Annotated in this window: 14 protein-coding genes; 9 read left to right on the top strand and 5 right to left on the bottom strand. The window is 63.3% G+C overall.

What is annotated here, in order from left to right; genetic code table 11:
• The first annotated feature begins 380 nt into the window (after positions 1–380).
• The 6 genes from H8S61_RS07530 (at position 381) to gad (ending at position 8231) form a co-directional block, all read left to right on the top strand.
• Positions 381–1523: a DMT family transporter gene (locus H8S61_RS07530; protein ID WP_186938526.1), complete on the top strand. Its 1143-nt coding sequence runs from the start codon at positions 381–383 to the stop codon at positions 1521–1523.
• 33 nt (positions 1524–1556) lie between these two features.
• The gene (locus H8S61_RS07525) at positions 1557–2117 is read left to right on the top strand and encodes a hypothetical protein (protein ID WP_160942181.1); all 561 of its coding nucleotides are present in this window, start codon (positions 1557–1559) and stop codon (positions 2115–2117) included.
• Between the two features lie 329 nt (positions 2118–2446).
• A complete protein-coding gene (locus tag H8S61_RS07520; RefSeq protein ID WP_160942180.1) occupies positions 2447–3742 on the top strand; it encodes an MFS transporter in 1296 nt (431 codons plus the stop codon).
• Positions 3743–3881: 139 nt separating this feature from the next.
• Positions 3882–4496, top strand: coding sequence for a TetR/AcrR family transcriptional regulator (locus tag H8S61_RS07515; RefSeq protein ID WP_160942179.1), 615 nt, complete (start codon positions 3882–3884; stop codon positions 4494–4496).
• Between the two features lie 188 nt (positions 4497–4684).
• Positions 4685–6688, top strand: coding sequence for an amino acid permease (locus H8S61_RS07510; protein ID WP_255466506.1), 2004 nt, complete (start codon positions 4685–4687; stop codon positions 6686–6688).
• 52 nt (positions 6689–6740) lie between these two features.
• Positions 6741–8231: a glutamate decarboxylase gene (gad, locus tag H8S61_RS07505; RefSeq protein ID WP_154333264.1), complete on the top strand. Its 1491-nt coding sequence runs from the start codon at positions 6741–6743 to the stop codon at positions 8229–8231.
• Positions 8232–8770: 539 nt separating this feature from the next.
• Here the strand turns inward: gad and H8S61_RS07500 are convergent.
• Entirely contained in the window at positions 8771–9364 is a 594-nt protein-coding gene (locus H8S61_RS07500) for a helix-turn-helix transcriptional regulator (protein WP_186938525.1), read from the bottom strand.
• 190 nt (positions 9365–9554) lie between these two features.
• Entirely contained in the window at positions 9555–12752 is a 3198-nt protein-coding gene (locus tag H8S61_RS07495; protein ID WP_186938524.1) for a Cna B-type domain-containing protein, read from the bottom strand.
• A 217-nt stretch (positions 12753–12969) separates the two neighbouring features.
• On the opposite strand from H8S61_RS07495, the gene H8S61_RS07490 reads away from it, so the two are divergent.
• Entirely contained in the window at positions 12970–13701 is a 732-nt protein-coding gene (locus H8S61_RS07490; protein ID WP_255466505.1) for a type 1 glutamine amidotransferase domain-containing protein, read from the top strand.
• Positions 13702–13811: 110 nt separating this feature from the next.
• On the opposite strand, the gene arcA is transcribed toward H8S61_RS07490, so the two are convergent.
• Positions 13812–15029, bottom strand: coding sequence for an arginine deiminase (gene arcA, locus H8S61_RS07485; protein WP_015759840.1), 1218 nt, complete (start codon positions 15027–15029; stop codon positions 13812–13814).
• 346 nt (positions 15030–15375) lie between these two features.
• Between arcA and H8S61_RS07480 the strand changes: the two genes are divergently transcribed.
• The gene (locus tag H8S61_RS07480; protein WP_160942174.1) at positions 15376–16338 is read left to right on the top strand and encodes a helix-turn-helix transcriptional regulator; all 963 of its coding nucleotides are present in this window, start codon (positions 15376–15378) and stop codon (positions 16336–16338) included.
• Between the two features lie 33 nt (positions 16339–16371).
• Here H8S61_RS07480 and H8S61_RS07475 read toward each other — a convergent pair whose 3' ends face one another.
• Together H8S61_RS07475 and H8S61_RS07470 are read right to left on the bottom strand one after the other, a co-directional pair.
• Positions 16372–17490, bottom strand: coding sequence for an aminotransferase (locus H8S61_RS07475; protein ID WP_186938523.1), 1119 nt, complete (start codon positions 17488–17490; stop codon positions 16372–16374).
• Between the two features lie 43 nt (positions 17491–17533).
• A complete protein-coding gene (locus H8S61_RS07470) occupies positions 17534–18967 on the bottom strand; it encodes a basic amino acid/polyamine antiporter (RefSeq protein WP_154333270.1) in 1434 nt (477 codons plus the stop codon).
• A 249-nt stretch (positions 18968–19216) separates the two neighbouring features.
• Between H8S61_RS07470 and H8S61_RS07465 the strand changes: the two genes are divergently transcribed.
• Positions 19217–20182 carry a helix-turn-helix transcriptional regulator gene (locus tag H8S61_RS07465; protein ID WP_186938522.1) on the top strand — a complete coding sequence of 322 codons (966 nt, stop codon included), beginning with the start codon at positions 19217–19219 and terminating at the stop codon, positions 20180–20182.
• Positions 20183–20220 lie beyond the last annotated feature (38 nt).

Genomic DNA, 20220 nt, shown 5'->3' with positions numbered 1-20220 from the left:
TTCGGCGGCGGCCTGCACTGCTCCACGGCCGACGTGTTCCGCGAGGGCGAGTGCCTCGACTACTTCCCGAACCGCGTCGCCGACCCGACCCTCATCCATCCCGAGATGTGGAACGACTAAGCGCGTAGCTTGACCTACTTGTCACCGACAGGCATCGTCACTTCGTAAAAGAAAGGGGATTCGGTTTGCACAGCATTCCGGGTCCCCTTTTTCATTCCTAAACTCGACAATCACGCACAACAGAGTTCGGTCATGTAGGATCAAAGGTAAGACGCAACGGTCCGTATCCGAGTTTCGCATTCGATCTTGCATGACAAAGGCCCCTCACGAGGGGGCTTAGGTGGGGCATATCTTTTTTGCTACTGGTTTAAGGAGGACCAATGGCAGACAATAACAAAGACCTTAAGGTCGGCAAGGACGTGGACGGCTCCGGCGGCTACGAAATGAAGCTGAACCTGGGCACCATTGCCATGTTGATCTCGGCGACGGGCATGGGCTTGGTTCCCCTGTTCAGCCGCTGGGCCACGCGCACCGACATGTTCGACGGCGCGGCGGGTTTCAACGCGGGCGACAGCATCGGCGCCCTGATGGCCGTTGGCCGCATGGGCATGGGTGTGCTGTTCTTCGTCGTGTTGCTCGTTGCAACGCACAAGGTGCACGTGTTCAAGAAACTCAAGCTGACGCCGGCCATCGCGCTGGGCGGTTTGATGATCGGCATGTCGCTGGCGTGCTACGTGACGTCCACGCTGCTGACCACGATCTCGAACGCGGTGCTGTTCATTTACATCGGCCCTGTCATCTGCGTATTGATGGCGCGCATCTTCCGCAAAGAACCGATGTCGAAACTGCAGTGGATCTGCCTGGGTGCAGTGTTCATCGGCATGCTGTTCGGCGAGGGCCTGCTCGGCTTCGGCGTGGGCGGTTCGGCGTTCGGCTTCGACTTCAACCTGGCGCCTTCTACGGCCGAGTTCCCGATGAAGGGTATCGGCGACGCGTTTGGCCTCGCATCCGGCGTGTTCTACGGTGCTTCGATGTTCTTCAACGGCTACCGCAAGGATGCCGACACCACGGCTCGTGGCGTGTGGAACTTCATCTTCGCCGTCCTGGGTGCCGGTGTTATCACCATCATCCTGAACTCCCTCGGTGCCACCCCTGGCATGGAGAACTGGGCGCTCAACGTGCACTTCACCACGTTCAACTGGATCGGCGCGGTGCTGCTGTGGATCATCTGCGGCCCCATCGCTCTGGGCTTCCTGCTGGTTGCCGGCCGCAACCTGCCGGCTGCTGACTACGGCACCATCGCGTACTGGGAAGTTCCCGTCGCGCTGTTCATCGGCCTGGTCATCTTCGGCGAGCCGTTCACCATCAACACAGCATTGGGAGCCATCCTCATCATCGGCGGCGGCGCTATCCCGTCCGTGAAGGGCATGGTTGCCGGGCGCAAGCACAAGCAAGAAGTTGAGATCCGCGAGAACCTCGCTGCCAAGCTGGCGGAAGAGGAAGCCAAGGAAAAACTGAAGTAGTTCCGCGATACATTTGAGAGGAGCGTGTGGCATATGAAGGTTACGAAGAATCTGACACACATCGCTACTGAGGTGGAATTCGAGGCTGCTAAGAACGAGGAAGAACTGCATGCTGCCTTCGCGCAGCAGGGTTTGCAGGGATTCGCGGCTGAGCTCGACATCGCCGAGCGCACCGAAGAGCACGTGCAGATGATGTCGCTGGAGACGATGCTCCAGTTCGCGAAGGCGTCGGGTTTGAACGCCGTCACCTACGACGTGACGTACTTCCCGCATGCCGACGAGGCCGAGGTCGACTACCAGCTGAACCAGCTGGCGCACGACCTGGAGATCAGCTCCGAGGTCATCCGCGACCTGTGCGCCACGGAGATCCGGGAGTATCTGGAGTTGGACGCTAAGCGCGACGTCAACGTCCCCGTGCACAGCATCGTTGAGGCGTACACGGGCGGCACGGCGTTCGCCTGGTACGGCATGAACGACTACCCGCGCCTGAAGCGCGTCATCCTGCGCAAGCTGGCGGAGGGCGGTCAGAAGGCCAAGCGCAACTTCATCATGCGTGCAAGCAAGGCCCAGGTGGACCTGCTCGAGGATTACTGATCGCCCACGCGTGCGACCGGAACCTCCGGGTTGCCTGCCAGCCTGTCGATGAGAACGCAGTAAGCACGACGAACCATGCGTTTCATAAGGCGTTTTAGGTGGAGCCCGTTTGCTGCAAAACGGGCTCCACGCCTTTTGGCGGGCAGGTTGTTCACCGGTTAAAACATGAACGAAAGGTTACAGGTTTACCTTTTATTGCTTTTTATGCGGTATGATAACCTCAGGTTAAGGCGTTTCCCGACTATTAAAGGGGGCTTCTTTGGAGCACCAAATACGCCGACAGCTTGCGTGTACTTTTAACGAAGCTGCTAATTTCTTAGGGGATTACCATGGGATCTAACGACCAAAGTTCCACTATCAGAAAAGTAGCCGTTTCATCGTTCCTTGGGAACTTCATCGAATGGTTCGACTACGCAACCTATTCGTACTTCGCGGTGGTCATCGCAAACGTGTTCTTCCCTGGCGACGACCCCGCCCTGGCGCTCATGCAGACGTTCGCGGTATTTGCGCTTTCGTTCCTGCTGCGCCCGATCGGCGCCATCTTCTGGGGAAGCATGGGTGACAAGAAGGGCCGCAAGTGGGCCCTGTCCACGTCCATCTTCCTGATGACCGGTGCGACGTTCTGCATCGGCCTGCTGCCGGGCTACCTGGCCATCGGCCTCGCTGCGCCCATCTTGCTGCTGTTGCTCCGCATGATCCAGGGCTTCTCGGCTTCCGGCGAGTACGCCGGCGCCGCCACCTTCCTGGCGGAGTACGCACCCACGAACAAGCGCGGCGTGTACTGCTCGCTCGTGCCGGCTTCGACGGCCGTGGGCCTGCTGGTGGGTTCGACGTTCGCCACCGTCATGTACACGATCCTGCCTGACGCAGCCGTGAACGAGTGGGGCTGGCGCATTCCGTTCCTGCTGGCCGGACCGCTGGGCCTCATCGCTCACTACATCCGTACCAAGCTCGAGGATTCGCCGACCTACCAGGAGATGCAGGCGGCTATCACGAAGAGCGACGACTCCAACCACCCGATTCGCGACCTGTTCCGCCATCACTCGAGGGAGCTCATCATCTCCTTCGGCGCCGCCATGCTGAATGCGGTGGGCTTCTACGTGGTGCTCACGTACCTGCCGGTGTACTTGGAGACGGTGGTCATGATGCCGGCGAACGAATCGTCGCTGATCACCACTATCTGCTTGGTTGCGTACGTGGCGTTCATCTTCGGCATGGGGCATCTGTCCGACAAGTTCGGGCGCAAGAAGATGCTCATCATCGCATGCGTGTCGTTCATCGTGTTGACGGTGCCGTCGTTCATGCTGCTGAACACGGGCGCGTTCTTCACCGTGCTGGCGGTTGAGCTGGTCATGTGCCTGGCGCTTACCATCAACGACGGTACGCTGTCCAGCTACCTGACCGAGACGTTCCCGACCGCGGTGCGCTACACCGGGTTCGCCCTGTCGTTCAACTTGGCGAACGCCCTGTTCGGCGGTTCGGCCTCGTTCATCTCGACCGCGTTGATTGCCGCTACCGGCTCCAATCTCGCGCCTGCCTGGTACATGGTCGGCGTGTCTTGTATCGCGCTGGTGGCGATGATACTATCGCATGAGCATACGGGTAAGGATCTGTCTGAAGTGTAAGGCCCTGCGGCCTGCAACGACGATACCGTGCACGAAGCGGTAGATTGCGGATACAAACGGGCGCCGTCCAGACCTGCCGGTCCGGGCGGCGTTCGCTCATGAGACGGCGCATTCGCGCCGCCCGTACGATGGAGGACGTATGGCCGAAACATCGCAGACGCCGAAGTCTTTGAAGGCTCAGATCACGCGCACGTCGCTCGTGCTTGCCGCGGCGGCGCTGCTGCGCGAACAGGGGCCGAAAGCCGTGACGTATCGCAAGGTGGCGAAGTGGGCCGGTGCGGCCTCGTCGTCGGTGGGGTACTACTTCGACTCCGTGACGCAGCTGCTGCACGAGGCCGGCCGGTACAACATCCAGCTGTGGGCCGAGCGTGCCGAGAAGGCCGCGTCCGCCGCGGAGGGGCTGGAGCCCGAGGAGTGCCGTCGTCACGTGGTGGACCTGCTCATTCGCGCCTGCCTGCCGGACGAGTCGGTGGTGCCTTCGGCACACTATGCGCAGCTGATCGCCGCGGCCGAATCGGACGTGGTGACCGAGGCCTACCAGAAAGGCCGCGTCTCGCTCGACGCCGCCATCGAGCGCATTCTCGCGCGGGCGGAAATCGACATGCCGCCGCGCATGGTGGGCACCGTGGTGGACGGCGCGGCGGTGGCCGCCATTTCCGAGGGCTACGACGTGCGCAAATTCGCATCCGACATCCTGCAGGACGCCATCGACGTGTACGCCAAGGCATCCAAAGCGTCCAAGGCTCAGGGCTGAGCGTCCGGCCCAGTAATCTAGCAACTCACATTTCGGCGACGGGAGGGTGAACGCCCTCCCGTCGCCGTTTTGCGTTCCCCGCCTTCTGGTAGAACGTTCTTAACAAACGTTCGAGCGCGACGTCGCGCCGCTGCTGTTGCGAGCGGCGCGACGTCGCGTCCATAGGTGAGGAAAGGAGTTGAGGCGGCATGAGCGATGCTCGTCATACCCCAGAAGCGTCTTCGGCTGACGCGGGTCCTATCGGCCAGGTGAGCCGTCCGACGTTCAAGCGCACGTTGACGTTCTTCGGATTCTTCGCCATCACGGCTTCCATGGTGATGACGGTGTACGAGTACCCGTCGTTTGCATCATCGGGCTTCCAGCTGGTGTTCTTCCTGATCATCGGCGGCGTTCTATGGTTCTTGCCGGTCGCGCTGTGCGCGGCCGAGATGGCCACGGTGAAAGGATGGGAATCGGGCGGCATCTTCGCCTGGGTCGGCAACACGCTGGGCAGGCGGTGGGGCTTCGCCGCGCTGTTCTTCCAGTGGTTCCAGATCACCGTGGGGTTTGTCACTATGGCGTTCTTCATCCTGGCGGCCCTGGCGTACGTGTTCAGGTGGGATGCGCTGTACAACAACCCGCTGGTGATGTTCTTCGGCGTGGCCGCTATCGTGTGGCTGCTGACGCTCACTCAGCTGGGCGGCACGAAGTACACGGCGCGCATCTCGAAGGTGGGCTTCGTGGGCGGCATCCTGCTGCCCGTGCTCGTGCTGCTGGTGGGGTTGATCTACTACTTCGCCACGGGCGGCGCGTCGCAGATCACCATGGACGTGGGCACGTTCGTGCCCGACTTCAGCAAGGTTGACACGCTCGTCATCTTCGCGTCGTTCATCCTGGCGTACATGGGCGTCGAGGCGTCCGCGTCGCACGTGAACGAGCTGAAGAACCCGAACCGCAACTACCCGCTGGCCATGATCGTGCTGGCCATCCTCACCATTGCGCTCGACGCCGTGGGCGGCTTGGCCGTGGCCACGACGCTGCCGGCGACGGTGCTGGACGGCAACCTGTCGTTCGGCGTGATCGAGGCGTTCCGCGCCATCTTCGTGCAGCACATCGGGCCGTCCATGAGCTGGATCGTGTTCGCGGTGGCGCTGCTGCTGGCGCTGGGCGTGCTGGCCGAGATCTCGGCCTGGATCGTGGGCCCGTCGCGCGCGCTGCTCGACACGGCGCACGACGGCATCCTGCCGCCGTCGTTCAAGAAGGTGAACAAGCACGGCGTGTCGGTGAAGACCGTGGTCATCCAGGCCGCCATCGTGACGGTATGGGACGCGGTGCTATGCGGGTCCATCGCGCTGTCCGGCGGGTCCAGCTCGTCGGTGGGCTACCTGACGGCCATCGGCCTGACGGTGGTCATCTACCTCGTGGGCTACGTGCTGTTCTTCCTCGGGTACTTCTACCTGATCTTCAAGAAGAAGAACCTGCAGCGCTCGTTCCAGCTGCCGGGCGGCACGCCGTTCAAGGCCATCGTGGCCGGCGTGGGCCTGATCATGACCGTGGCCACGCTGATCATCTCGTTCTTCCCGTCGTCGAACCTCGACGCGCAGTCGAACATGGTGTACCAGGCAACGCTCGGCGTGGCGTTCGTGATATCGGTGGCCATCCCGTTCATCATCTACGGGCTGCGGCATCGTTGGGCGCCGAAGGGCGGCACGCCTGCGGCAGTGGCCGCCGTGGCGGCTCCGACGACGGCTTCCGGGATGCCGGCGCGTCCGGCGGCTCCCGCGCAGGGCGCGCACGCGCGCACCGACGCCGGGTCGTCGGGCCCCATCAACAAGCGCACGAAAGCGCGCGACACGATAGGCGGCCCGCGCGATGCTGCGGGCACCCCGCGGTCGGCCGGGGCCAGCGGCGCGGTTGCCGGCGGCGGGTTGAGCGAGCGCGTGGCGCACGGCATTTCCAGCGTGGTGGTCAGCGTGACCAGCCGACCGCCGGGTCCCATCCCGGTGGATGCGAAGGAAACGCAGGACACCATCGACCCGCTGCGCACGCCCGCGGCTGAGCCGACGGTGGGCGAGGGGCACGCGGACGAGCAGCCCCCGGCCTGCGGCGTCGCAACGCCGCAGAACCCCATGCCGTACCCGTGCGACATTCCCGACGAGGACTCGGAGGATCATGAGCGCGATTCCGCCGACGAGTCCCAGCCCAAGCACTAGCGTTCAAGACGACATGCATGGAGACGTGCAAGACGACCTGTAGGAGGTTTTCATGAAGGAACAGACATCTACCAGCAAGATTCTCGACGGCATGGACGAGGGCACCAAGTACAGCACCCCCATCTTCGGCTCCGAGGCGTCCGACGTGGCCATGCCGCGCCTCAAGATGAACGATAAGCCGGTCGAGCCGCGCATCACGTACGAGATGATCAAGGAATACCTGTCCATCGAGGGCAACGCCACGCAGAACCTCACCACGTTCTGCCAGACGTACATGGAGCCCATGGCCACGAAGATCATGGCCGAGACGATGGAGAAGAACGCCATCGACAAGGACGAGTACCCCATGACGGCCGACCTCGAGAACCGCTGCGTCGCCATGATCGGCAACCTGTGGCATGCCGACCCGGCCGAGGAGCCCATGGGCACGTCCACCGTCGGCTCGTCCGAGGCGTGCATGCTGGGCGGCCTGGGCATGCTGTTCCGCTGGAAGAAGCTGGCGAAGGACGCGGGCATCGACATCTACACGGCGCAGCGCCCCAACCTGGTGATTTCCGCGGGCTACCAGGTGTGCTGGGAAAAGTTCTGCCGCTACTGGGACATCGAGATGCGCCTCGTGCCGCTTGAGAAGGACCACCTGTCGCTGAACATGGACACGGTCATGGACTACGTGGACGACCACACCATCGGCATCGCGGCCATCCTGGGCATCACGTATACCGGCAAGTTCGACGACGTGCAGAAGCTCGATGAGCTGGTGGAAGCGTACAACCAGCAGCATCCGAAGCTGCCGATCCGCATTCACGTGGACGGCGCGTCGGGCGGCATGTTCGCCCCGTTCGTCGAGCCCGACCTGGTATGGGACTTCCAGTTGAAGAACGTGTGGTCCATCAACTGCTCCGGCCACAAGTACGGCCTCGTGTACCCCGGCATCGGCTGGGTGGTGTGGCGCAGCAAGGAGGCGCTGCCCGAGGACCTGATCTTCTGGGTGAGCTACCTGGGCGGCGAGGAGGCCACGATGGCCATCAACTTCTCGCGCTCCGCGTCGCAGATCGTGGGCCAGTACTACGTGCTGATGCGCAACGGCTTCGAGGGCTTCAAGGAGATCCAGGAGCGCACGCTCGACGTGGCGCGCTACCTGGCTGCCGAGCTCAAGGAGATGGGCGTCTTCGAGATCTACGAGGACGCGTCGCATATCCCCATCGTGTGCTGGGGCTTGAAGGACGACGCCGGCGTGGAGTGGTCGCTGTACGACCTGTCCGACCGCCTGCGCATGAGCGGCTGGCTGGTGCCGGCGTACCCGATGCCGGCCGACATGCAGGACACCACCGTCCAGCGCGTCGTGGCGCGCGCCGACTTCTCGATGCAGCTGGCCATCAAGCTGGTCGAGGACATGAAGAAGGAGATGGACACGCTGAACAAGGCGAAGTTCGTCACCGGCAACACCCAGGGCGTCATCCGCACCGGCTTCAACCACGGCGGCCGCTCCGCCGTCGACAAGGGCGAAAAGGTGCAGACGAAGGCCCCGACGCCCCAGAAGTAACCGCCCGATAGCGTGCGTGCCGCGCCTCCGTTGCGGGGGCGCGGCACGCTCCGTCCGACTGGTTGTGGGCGGGACGACGAGGGTGCGGCGTGGCCCGCCGATCGTTTTGCGCCCAGAATCGAAATCCGGAGCGCGGATCGCGCCCATCTCGCCGCTGCCCGGTCGTCGCGGCGCAGCAGTCCGCCCGTTGCGCTCCGGCGCTGGATCCCCGCCGAAAGCGGGATTCGGTGTCCCTTCTGCAACTTTTTCGACCTTATGGCAGGCGCGTTTCCGAAGTCAACATCCTCATCAGGCGTTTTGCGGTTGCAGGGAAGCGCGGCGGCGGAAGGCTGCAGCAGCGCCGGGAGAAATCCCTGGTCAGGTTCCACTCCATTTGCCACAAAGTCGAAAAAGTTGCAGAAGGGGGTGCATTCCCTGCTTCGCGGCTCCGACGACAGGAAGCGGGGCGGCGACCTCGTCCCTTACCGCGCTCTTACGAGAGACGGCAAGGGGGCGTCGGTCGCGAGAGCGCGGGGTCGCAGGAGTCGTTCGCGATGGGTTTACCCGAAGATGCCGTACATGTACCCGAAGTAGCCGGCCAGCCCGCCGACGACGGCGGCGGCCAGGAAAAGCACGACGCCTCTGAGGGTGCGATGCTGGCGGGCGCGGCGGCTGCGCGGGTTGTTGCGGTCGATGGGCTCGCCCTTCGAGTACGCTACGAGCTCGCGGTAGGTAACCAGGTCGTTCTGCTTCTTGATGCGCTCCACGCGCATGAGCATCGCCATGCCGATGCCCCATACCAAAAGGCCGATGATGGCGGACGGCACGACGCCCCAATCCCATCGGGTTATGCCGGCGATGGCGGCTACGGCCCCCACGATCGCGATGGCCAAACCTCCCCAGCTGAGGGCGACCATCTTCTTGTAGTCGTTCGCGATTGCTTCTTTCATGGCTTCCACGTCTCCTTTGATCAGTTCGTCGACGGTTACGTCGAAGAGAACGCTGAGCAGCAGCAGGCTTTCCACATCGGGATAGGTCTTGTCGTTCTCCCAGCTTGAGACGGTCTGGCGCGAAACGTAGATTTTCGCGGCGAGGTCGTCTTGCGAGAGTCCCCGATCCGTCCGATGCCGTTTGATCTGACTGCCGAGCTCCATGCGTTTCCCTTCGCTGATCATAGGTTGCCATGACGCGCCAAAGTGTACCATCAAATGGTCTTGACGAAGCCCCTCCCGCCCCCAGTTCACCTTGTCAAAAGTCTTTTACGTTGCGTCTGAACAGGGAAAAGCCCCCCGCTTCGATGTTTGAAGCGGGGGGCTTGGGAGGTTGTGATCGGTCGATGCAAGCCTAGGCGCGCCTGCGCTTTCGGAAGGCGGCGACGACGAGGAGCGCGGCCGCGAAGGTTGCGCCAAGCGCGACTGCGGCGAACGGGACGTCGCCGGTGGCGGCCAGCTTGTGCGGCGCGTCGGTCGGAGTGGTCGGGTCCTTCGGCTTCTGCGGGATCTCGCTCAAGGTGTTGGTCAGGTCGTAACCCTTCACGGCGGCCGTGTACCCGGTGGGGACGGCATCCTCCCGTATCGAGTACGCGAACTCCTTCCCATCCGCGTCGAAGCGGGGAAGGTCGGCGAAACGGTACGCCCAATCGCGTTGTGCGGACGTCTCCTGCGTGCGGAAGAGCTTGTCGTTCTGGTACAGCGAGACGGTGAGCGTTTCCGGTCGCGTGGTGCCGGCGTTGTCGTTGTCCACCCAGGTCTTCGTGCCGGCGACTTCGACGGTGTCGCCGCCGGGCTGGGGCTTCAGCGTGTTCGCGATGTTGTGGCCCGAGACGGCCGCCTCATAGCCGGCCGGGACGTCCTTCTCGCGCACGATGTAGGCGATCTCGGTTCCGTCGTCGGCGTACTTCGGCAGCTCGGTGAACGCGTACGCCCAACCGTCAGCTTCCGTGGTTTCCAGCGACTTCACCACATCGTCGCCGTCCAGCAGCTCCACGGTGATGCTTTCGGGGCGCGTGTTGCCGGCGTTGTCGTTGTCGTCCCAGGTCTTCGTACCCTTCACCTCGGCTATGTCGTTCAGCTTCGGGTCGAGCGTGTTCGCGATGGCGGTGCCGTCGATGACGGTGGCGTAGTGCTCGACGGCCTCCTCCTGCACGGTGTACACGTGGATGGTGCCGTTCGCGGCGGCTTCGGGCAGGCCGGTGAACTGGTACGCCCAGCCGTCGTCGGCGGTTGTGGTGGCGGTGTCGAACAGCACGTCGTCCTGATACAGGTTCACGGTGATCGCCGCCGGGCGCGTGCCGAGTGCGTTGTCGTAGTCGTGCCATGTTTTGGTGCCGGCGACGTCGACGCGCTTGATCTTGTTGACGGTTTGCTCGCCCGGAACGACCACCGTCTCGATGTCGCCGGTGCCCTGGATGTTGGCGATGGGGGCGAACGACGTGTACCCGTTCACGGGCGTTTCGGTGAGCTGGTACGTTGCCCGCTCGGAGCCTTCGAGCAGCGGGATGTTCGTGAACGTGTACGTCCAATCGGGCGCCGACGCCGTGGTCTTGAAGATGTAGGGGGCGTGCCCGCTCGCGTTCGTCTGCGTGAGCGTCAGGGACACGGATGCGGGGCGGTCGGCCTCGGTGTCGCCGCTCCATGTTTTCTGCCCGGTCAGGTAGAACTTCTCGGCAACGTTGTACAGGTTGGAGACGATGACGCCGTTGTCAACCGCTGGATCGGCGTCGATGGTCGAGATGTAGTTGCCGGTGATGCCCGAAGCGTCCCGAACGGGATCCTCGGTCACTTCGTACACGAGGTCGTTGCCGTATTGGTCGGTTTTCGGCAGGCCGGTGAACACGTGGTCGAAGTCGTCGGCCCCGCCTTCGCTCGGCTCTCCTCCGATCAGCGTCCAGGTGCCCACCTCGTCGCCGCCGCACCACAAGCGGATGGTGACGTCTGCGCGCGTTCCGTGCCAGTCGGGGTTGTCCTGCCAGTGCTTCTTCACGGGGATGTCGATCGCCTCGACGGGCTCGTCGCTCGTTTGCACCTGCACGGGCGCGGCGGTCGACGTGCGATACCTGGCCGTGACGGAAACGGGCCCCATGATGGCGTTGTCGCCCTTCTCGGCGTTGATGTCGGCTTGGGCATTGGTCAGGTTGTCGAACGTGCGCACGACGTTGTCGCCGCCTCGGTCGCCGTCGAGCTTGTCGTACGTCACCTGCACGCCTACGACGTCGTCGGGGTTGCTCGATGAAAGCTCCAGGTCGGGGCTGAGCAAGGTGCCGGAGCCGTCCTTGCCGCCGGCGAACAGCCGCTCGTTGGCTGAGGCGTTGACGGTTTGGCCGTCGGACGTGGTCACCTGCGACTCGCCGCCGCCGACCGAGGTGGTTGCGCCCGTGGTGCCCTCTACGATGGTGAAGGGAATTTTCTTGTCGTTGAGCAGGTAGCCGGTGGGCGCTTCGGTCTCCTGGAAGTAGTAGGCGCCCGGAAGGAGGCTGGAGGTGGAGAGGCTGCCCGCATCATCGGTCGTGCGCTCTTCGACGAAAGCCCCCTTGTCCGTGTACACCGCATAGGTCGCTCCGGCCACCGGCGCGTTGGTGGTGGCGTCGGTCTTGGTCAGCACGGCGCTGCTTCCGGCTGCGGACGCGGCCGTGATCCGGTCGTATACGCGAAAGGTGGGCGTGAGGTAATATTTGTAGGATTGCTCGCCTTCCGTAATGGCGCCCCATTCGTCCTGGGTGCCGTACTTCAACTCTTTATCCATGCCGACGTAGATATGGAAGACCCCGCTTTTCTCAAGGCCGGTGAAGGCGGCGGTCGTGTCGTTATGAGAGGCGATGACCATGCTGGTGGCGGCGTCGCCCGGCCGCGTGTGAACTCCGCATTCTACGACGTGCGCGTCCTCGATCTTCGCGCCATGCTCGTATATGGCCGATTTGCCGATGTCGAGGGCTCCGCTGACGGCGGTCTCGCCGGCGGGGCGAACGTAGGCAAGGTGCTGGGATACGTCTTCCGAGTACGTGAAAGAAGAGCTTGCCGGTTGCATGATCTTCAGGCGTCCTCCGAAGAACGTCGGAAGCATCTCAAAGGGGTTGCCGCCGAAATCCCACACCACGTTCCTCTCGTCGATTTCGATGGTGGGGTCGTTCGCCAGCAGCTCGCCATAGTACTTGTCTTCGAGCCCGCCGCTCCTCTCGAGCCATGAAAAGTCGCGAATCTCGTTGTACTTCAGGCTGACGAGCTGGGCGTTGCGCAGGTATTGAATGCCGTGTACGTCCTTGATCTTCTGATCCGAGGGCGTCGCGTTGCTCTTGTTGTACAGAACGGTTCCCCTGAAATTGTACAGCGCTTCTTCGACGTCCGCGCCTTCGGCGCCGTCAGCCCCGTCCTTCACGGCATCGAACACGGCTTGGCGGAAGATCGCGTCGGGAACGTACGGCACCAATTGCTCGATGTCCGTGATTTGCACGGTATCTTCGGCGGCTTCCGCCGTCATGCCCGGAGCGACGGGCAGGCAAAGCGCAAGGCCCAACGCGGCGCCTATCAACAGTGTGCGAACCTTCATGGCGTAATCCCCTTCGATGCTCGATAATCCATCCGCCAGCTTAGCATCAACGCAGGTCAGAACATGCGTGAATCGCCAGCCTCAACTTGTTGCTCAGGCGCGCGGCAGAAGCGGCGCGGGGTGCGAGGCGCGAGGCACCGGTCGCGTCCCGTATGCCGTTTGGCCACGCGGCGCTTACGGATGACGAAGCGCATGATCGATGAGACGCGCGCACCGTATGATCGAACGCAGCCCCGGCGTCGAGGAGGAGCCCACGATGAAGAAGATCCTGATTGCCCTGACCAACACCCCCACGTACGGGGAGAAGCACGCTGCCACCGGGCTGTGGCTGGGCGAAGCCGCCGAGTTCGTGGACGAGGTGGGCCAGCGCGGCTTCGAGGTGGACTACGTCAGCCCGAACGGCGGCTTCGTGCCCCTTGACCCGCGCAGCATGAAGCCGGCGTATCTCGACCAGGCCACGTTCGCGTTGTACCACACGCCCGACTTCCAGGAGCGCGCGCTCGCGCGCTCGATGAGCCCCGACGACGTGGACGCGGGGGAGTACGCCGCCCTGTACTACACGGGCGGCCACGGCGTGATGTGGGATTTCCCCAGCAGCGAAGGGCTTGCGCGCCTGTGCCTCGAGGTGTACGGCAACGGCGGCTACCTCGCCTCGGTGTGCCACGGCATCGCGGGGCTGCTGTTCGTGCAGGATCGCGGCACGTACCTCGTGGAAGGGAAGAGCGTCACGGGCTTCACCACGGCGGAGGAGTACCTGAGCGGCAAGAGCGCCGCCATCCCGTTCTGGAACGAGCAGGTGGCGAAGGCGCACGGCGCCGTGTTCTGCAAGAAGCGCCCGTTCGCGTCGTTCGCCATGCAGGACGGCCGCATCATCACGGGTCAGAACCCCGAATCGCCCCGCGCCGTCGCGCGCCTGCTGCTGGAGAATATAGAACGCCCTCTGCGCTGAACCCGGTTCTCGTTCGCCATTTGGGACCGGATTCAGCGCAGGGGGCGCCTGGGGAAGGTGGTGGTCACGCGGAGCACGTCGCGCGCAACCACCGGTGGTAGCGGAAAAGCTTAGTCTTCGCGCTCGATGGGCATGCTCATGCAGCGCGGGCCGCCACGGCCACGGGACAGCTCGGCAGACGGGACCACGATCAGCTTGAGGCCCTTGCCTTCGAGCACGGCGTTCGTCACGTCGTTGCGCTCGTACACCACGATGGTGCCCGGGGCGATGCACAGCGTGTTCGAGCCGTCGTTCCACTGCTCGCGCTCGGCCGCGATGCGATCGCCGCCGCCGCAGGGGATGAGCTCGACCGGATGACCCATGTAGGTCTCCAGGATGCTCTCCAGCGTGCCGTTCACTTCCTTGACCTTGATGCCGTCGCCTTCGGCGGTGATCTCGAACACGGTCAGCGGGCCCATGATGCCCGGGTGGATGGTGAACTTGTCAACGTCGATCTGGGTGAACACGGTGTCGAGGTGCATGAAGGCGCGGGAGTTCGGGATGTTGAACGCCAGGATGGTCTCGATGGGGCTCGTCGGATCGTTGAAGATGTTCTTCGCGATGGCGTCGATGGCATCGGGCTCGGTGCGCTGGGAAATGCCGATGGCCAGCACCTTGTCGTTGATGTTGAGGATGTCGCCGCCCTCGATGTGGAACGTGTTGTAGCGGCTGTAGTACTCAGGGGTGCCCTTGAGCAGGGGATGGTGCGTGAAGATGTACTCGCCGTAGATGGTCTCGCGGTTGCGGGTCTCGGAGTACATGCGGTTGATGGACACGCCGTTGCCGATCATCGCGAACGGGTCGCGGGTGAAGTACAGGTTCGGCATGGGGGCCACGACCATCTTGGAGGACTCGGAAACCAGGTCCACCAGCGAGTTGGACTTGTCGGTGTGCAGCTCGGTGAGGTTGATGCCCTCCATCGTCTTCAGCACGAAGTCCTTGGCGTCGGGGTAGTTCTCCTGCATGTAGTCGAAGATGATCTTCTGGTAGCGATCCGTGCGGATGCCGGCCTCTTCGATCCACTGCTTGAGGAACTGCTCGCGCAGCTCGGGGTTGGCCTCGAGAACCTCAGCCATGAGGTCTTCCAGGTAAAACACTTCGACGCCGTTGTCGCGCAGAGCCTGTGCGAACGCGTCATGCTCCTCCTGGGCGACCTTCAAGAACGGGATGTCGTCGAACAGCAGCTCCTCGAGCGTGTTCGGCGTCAGGTTCAGAAGCTCTTTACCCGGGCGGTGCAGCAGGACTTTCTTCAAGGGCTTGATCTCGCTCTTGACGTTTACTCCTGACATGTGCAACCCTCCTTCTTCCTTTACGTCGGTTCCTCGTGAAGGGGGAACCGATCTTCGCCAAGTCGCCGTGCGGTCCTTTAAGCCGCTCGGCGCGTTGAGTCCACCATGCACCCCTCGTCGGGCGAATGAAAGATGTAAACAAGATTTAGCGATAGATTGATTGCGGGTGTAGCGGAGCGGCGAACGCGGTAAACCTCCCGTAAACCGCAGGTGGGAAGATGATTCCCCGGCGGCGGCCGCCGGGGTGCGCGGGCGCGTTTTCGGGCCGGGGCAACGCCGTGCGCGATTTCGTGTATCATGGCATATGATGCAAGCCATGAGGTAAACGATAGCGAGGTGCTCGTTCGTGGGGTTCGTGCTGTTTTACTACACGCTGTTCGTGATGCTTGCCTCTATCCTCGCTTCGGCCACGTGCTTGTCGGCCTATCTCGTGTCGCATCGGCGCGAGATGATGTTCGCCGTGTTCGGCTTCCTGTTCTACTTCTTCGATGTCGCCTGGGTGCTGCAGGACGACTTTGCCCTCCTGGGCGATTTGCAGGTGGTGGGCGTGTTCGCCATCGTCCGCTCGCTGGTGTCCGTGGTGACGGGCGGCGGCTGCCTCATGGCGTTCTGGCTGCTGCTGTGCGACTACCTCGGCGGCACGAACCGCGCGTTGCGCGTGGTGCCGGGGGTGGTGTACGTGCTGGGCAGCATCGCGGCGCTCACGTTGCTGCCCGATGGCAACGTGCAGCGGTTCGTGTTCTACACCACGCGTGCCATGCTGCTGTTCTGGATGCTGCTGTATGTCGGGTTCCGTTACTTCTCCAGCAAAGACGAGGTGGAGCGCAATCGTTTGCGCCGTCATCGATGGCTGTACGTGCTGGTGTGGGTGGTGGGGCTGCTCATGGTCCTGGAGGACGCGAGCTTCTTCCTGGTGTGCGAGCCGAACTCCGTCGTCATGTGGCCGCGCACGTTCGCGCCCGAGCGCAACTTCATGGAGAACGTGCTGATGCTGAGCCTGGCATTCTTCGCGTGCCGCGACGCGTTCCAGGTGCTGTCGATGCGCTTCGAGCGCCCGCCGATGCACGGCGGCGAGGTGCAGGACGCGCGCATCAGCGAGAACCTCATGGTGTACGGCAAGCGCCACCAGCTGTCCGAGCGCGAGCAGGAGGTGCTGCACCTCGTGCTGCTGGGCAACGACAACCAGAACATCGCGTCCACCATGCACCTGGCCCTGAGCACCGTGAAGGTGCACGTGCACAACATCCTGCAAAAGACGGGCCAGCCCAATCGCCAGGCCCTCACCCAGGACTTCTGGAAGACGTCGTAGCGAAGCGCGCGCCGAGCGGCGCGCGCTTCGTGCTTAGTCGAACTGGCGCAGCGCGGCGCTGAGGCGCTTGAGGCCCTCGCGCAGCGTGGGCTCGGGCGCGCAGTATCCCAGACGGGCGCCGCAGGGCAACTCGAAACGGCTTCCCGGCACCAGCAGCACCCCTTGGTCGCGCAGCAGGTCGATGCAGAACCGCTCGTCGTCGATCGGGATATCCAGCTCGATGAACGACGTGGACACGGCCTTCGGGGGCACCCAGGACACGCGCGGCTCGTTGTCCACCCACTCTTGAGCGATGGCCAGGTTGTTCGTGACGATGGCGCGGTTGCGCTCGAGCACCTTGTCGCGGTTGCGCAGCACGTGCACGGCCAACGCGTCGTTGAACACGCCGTCGCAGATCATCGTGTAGTCGCGGTACACGCGGAAGCGGTCGGCCAGCTCCTTGTTCGACACCGTCCACCCGATGCGCGCGCCCGGCACCGAGTACGTCTTCGACAGGCTGTTCGTCACGATGGCCCGGTCGTACAGGTCGGCCATCGACACGTACGATTCCGTGTCGTGCAGGGGCAGGTACACCTCGTCGGACAGGACGTAGGCGCCCACCGATTCGGCGATTTCCGCGATGCGCTTGAGCGTTGCGGCGTCGAGCACGGTGCCCAGCGGATTGCTGGCGTTGTTGATGCAGATGAGCTTCGTGTCGGGGCGCACGAGCTTTTCAAGCTCGGTCACGTCGGGGTTCCAGCCGTGCTCGCGGCGGATGTGCCAATACTCCACGTCGGCTCCCAGTGTGCGGGGGATTTCGTACAGCGGCTGGTAGGTGGGGTATTCGGCGATCACGTGGTCGCCCGGCTCCACGAGGGCCAGCAGCGCCAGCAAGTTGGCGCCGGTCGCGCCGTTGGTCTGCAGCACGTTGTCGGGATCCACCGAGCGGTAGAGCTTGGCCACCCCCTCTTTGAACGCGGGCGAGCCCTCGATCCAGCCGTAGTTCATCTTCTCCTTGTTCAGCCGCTCGTAGAACGTGGCCCCTTGCTCGTCGTCCAGGGCGAGGATCTCGCCCATCGTCATCGACGAGATGGTGGATTGCGCGATGTCGTAGGTGGCGCTTTTCTCCCAGACGTTCAGCCAGTCTTCAACGCCAATGGTTGCGATATGCATAGGAGTGTCCCTTCCCGGTTGTGACAGGTTGCGATATGCGGTGCTAGAAGCTGATGAATCCCGTGAACAGCAGCACGAGCGACAGCACGCCGAGTGCCGAGATGATGCCCATCCCCGCCTTCTCGGCCGTCGTCAGGCCGCGTCCTTGATCCTTGCGCGCCTTGGCGTACACGAAGAAGCCCGGGATGTAACCGACGCAGGTGAGCAGCAGGAACGTCCAGCCGTTCAGCAGCACGCCGACAACCTGGAACAGCACCGCGATCGCGCCGATGATCAGCTGTCCCATCTGCCTGTTCTGAGCGGAGTACTTCGCTTGATAGGCGGCTGCCAGGGTCCAGGTGATGACGATGGCCACCGTGCAGAGGGAGAACGCGAAGTTGTACGCGTCTTCGGAGAAGATGAGCGTGAGCATGAACACCTGGGTGCACGCGCCCACGATCAGCAGGCTGAACCGGGGAGCGTTCTTGGCGTTCATCTTGCCCCACGCGGCGGGCAGCAGCTGGCGTTTCGCCATGTCCGACGTGGTTTCGGCGGGCAGGATGGTGAACGACAGCCACGACCCCATGACGGAGATGATGATGGCGATGGAGATGAACGCGCCGCCCCAGCCGGGGGCCATCGAGTCGAACACGTAGAGCATGGCCGGGTAGTTCATGGCGGCGATCTCGGTGTAGGGCAGGTAGCCGTACGGCAGCACCGAGGCGCTGATGTAGATGAGCAGCAGGCAGATCAGGCCGATGACGGTCGCCTTGCCCACGTCGCTCTTCTTGCGGGCACGGGAGGACATGACGGTGGCTCCCTCGATGCCCACGAAGGTCCACATGAGGATGATGAGGCAGTTCTTCACCTGGTCGCCGACGCTTCCGATGGCCACCGCGTCTGCGCCCAGCTCGCCCATGGAGGCCATGTTGTTCTGGAGCGTGCCCCAGAAGTCGGCCGTGAACACGTTGGCGTTGAACAGGAACAGGGTGAACAGGATGAACACGGCGATGGACGCCACCTTGCACACCATGACGATGGCGTTGAGGAACGATGCGCTCTCGACGCCGCGGATGACGAGCAGGGTGAGCAGCCACATGATGACCGACGCGATGAGGATGCAGGGAACGGTGTTGCCCGGCAGGAACGCGGGGAAGAAGTACCCCAGCGTCGACATCATCATCGTGGCGAAGGCGACGTTGCCCAGCCACGCGCTCAGCCAGTACCCCCAGCCCGAGATGAAGCCCGCGAACGGGCCGAAGCCCTCCTCGGCGTACTGGAAGATGCCGTGCAGGTCGGGGCGCTTCGCACCCAGGTTGGCAAGCGACAGCGCCAGCATCATGAAGCCCACGCCCACGACGCCCCAGGCTATGAGCGCGCTGCCGGGGGACGCGACCTGCGCCAACTGGCCCGTGATGGCGAACACGCCCGACCCGATGCACGAGCTGATCACCATGCCGATCAGCCCGAACAGGCCGATCCCTTTTCTTTTGTCCATTGACGAACTCCTTTGCGAAGAGGTGCTGCATGACGACGCGTCGATCACACCTTGCCGGGAGGCGACGGCGAAAGAAAGGTCTAAACAGGGTCTATCGAGCGGCCCGCGCGCGTCCGAAATGCGGCGACTGAGAACTACAACCTAGTTAAACCGCAGGTGATCGGATGCATGCACCGCAGGGGCGTACCGTTTCGTATATGATGGGAAACGATTGATTTCCTGCATCGTCGGACGAAGGAGTGTCTGTTGGTGGGGTTCGTGCTCTTCCATTTCACCCTGATCGTGCTGCTGGCTTCCGTCCTCACCTCGGCTGCGTGCCTGTCGGCGTACCTCGTGTCGCGCAAGCGCGTGCTGCTGTTCGCGTTCCTCGCGTTTCTGTTCTACTTCTTCGACGTGGCCTGGGTGTTGCAGGACGAGCTCATGTATCCGGGGCTCGATGCGCAGATGACCAGCGCGTACCTGATGGTGCGCTCGTACGCGTCCATCCTGGCGGGCGCTGGGTTCCTCGTGTCGTTCTGGCTGGTGGTATGCACGGTGCTCGGCGAGAAGAGCCGCGCGCTCATGGCGGTGCCCGGCGTGGTGTTCGTGGTGGCAAGCGCGGTGGTGCTCATCGCGTTTCCCGAGGGGAACGTGCAGCGCTTCACGTTCTACACCCTGCGCGCGCTGCTGCTGTTCTGGATGCTGGGATTCGCCGCGTATCGCTACCGCACGATGGACGACAGCGTGGAGCGCGGGCGGCTGCGCCGCCACCTGCGCCTGTACGTGGCGCTGTGGGTGCTCGGCGTGTTGGTGGTGGCCGAGGACGTGCTTTTCTTCCTCGTGGTGGATCCGGCGACGCTTGGCATCGGGCCGTGGGCGTTCACGTCCGAGCGCAACTACGCCGAGAACGCGTTGATGCTCGTCTGCATGTTCGTGGCGTGCCGCGACGCGTTCCGCACCCTCGCGTTGCGCTTCGAGCATCCGCCGGCGCCGGGCGGCGAGCGCCGCGAGGCGGTGCTGAACGACACGCTCATGCGGTACGGCAAGCAGCATCAGCTGTCCGAGCGCGAGCGGGAGGTGCTGTACCTCGTCCTGCAGGGTAACGACAATCAGAACATCGCCTCGTCGTTGCAGCTGTCGCCCAGCACCGTGAAGGTGCACGTGCACAACATCCTGCAAAAATCCGGTCAGGCGAACCGTCAGGAGCTCATCCGGGACTTCTGGAAGATGTCCTAGAAGGGGTTCGGCTCCCTTTGGGGCATCGGGGCGCCGCG

The organism is Eggerthella hominis (assembly GCF_014287365.1).
In the GTDB taxonomy this organism is placed as follows: domain Bacteria; phylum Actinomycetota; class Coriobacteriia; order Coriobacteriales; family Eggerthellaceae; genus Eggerthella; species Eggerthella guodeyinii.
This window is presented reverse-complemented; position numbering and strand designations above follow the sequence as displayed.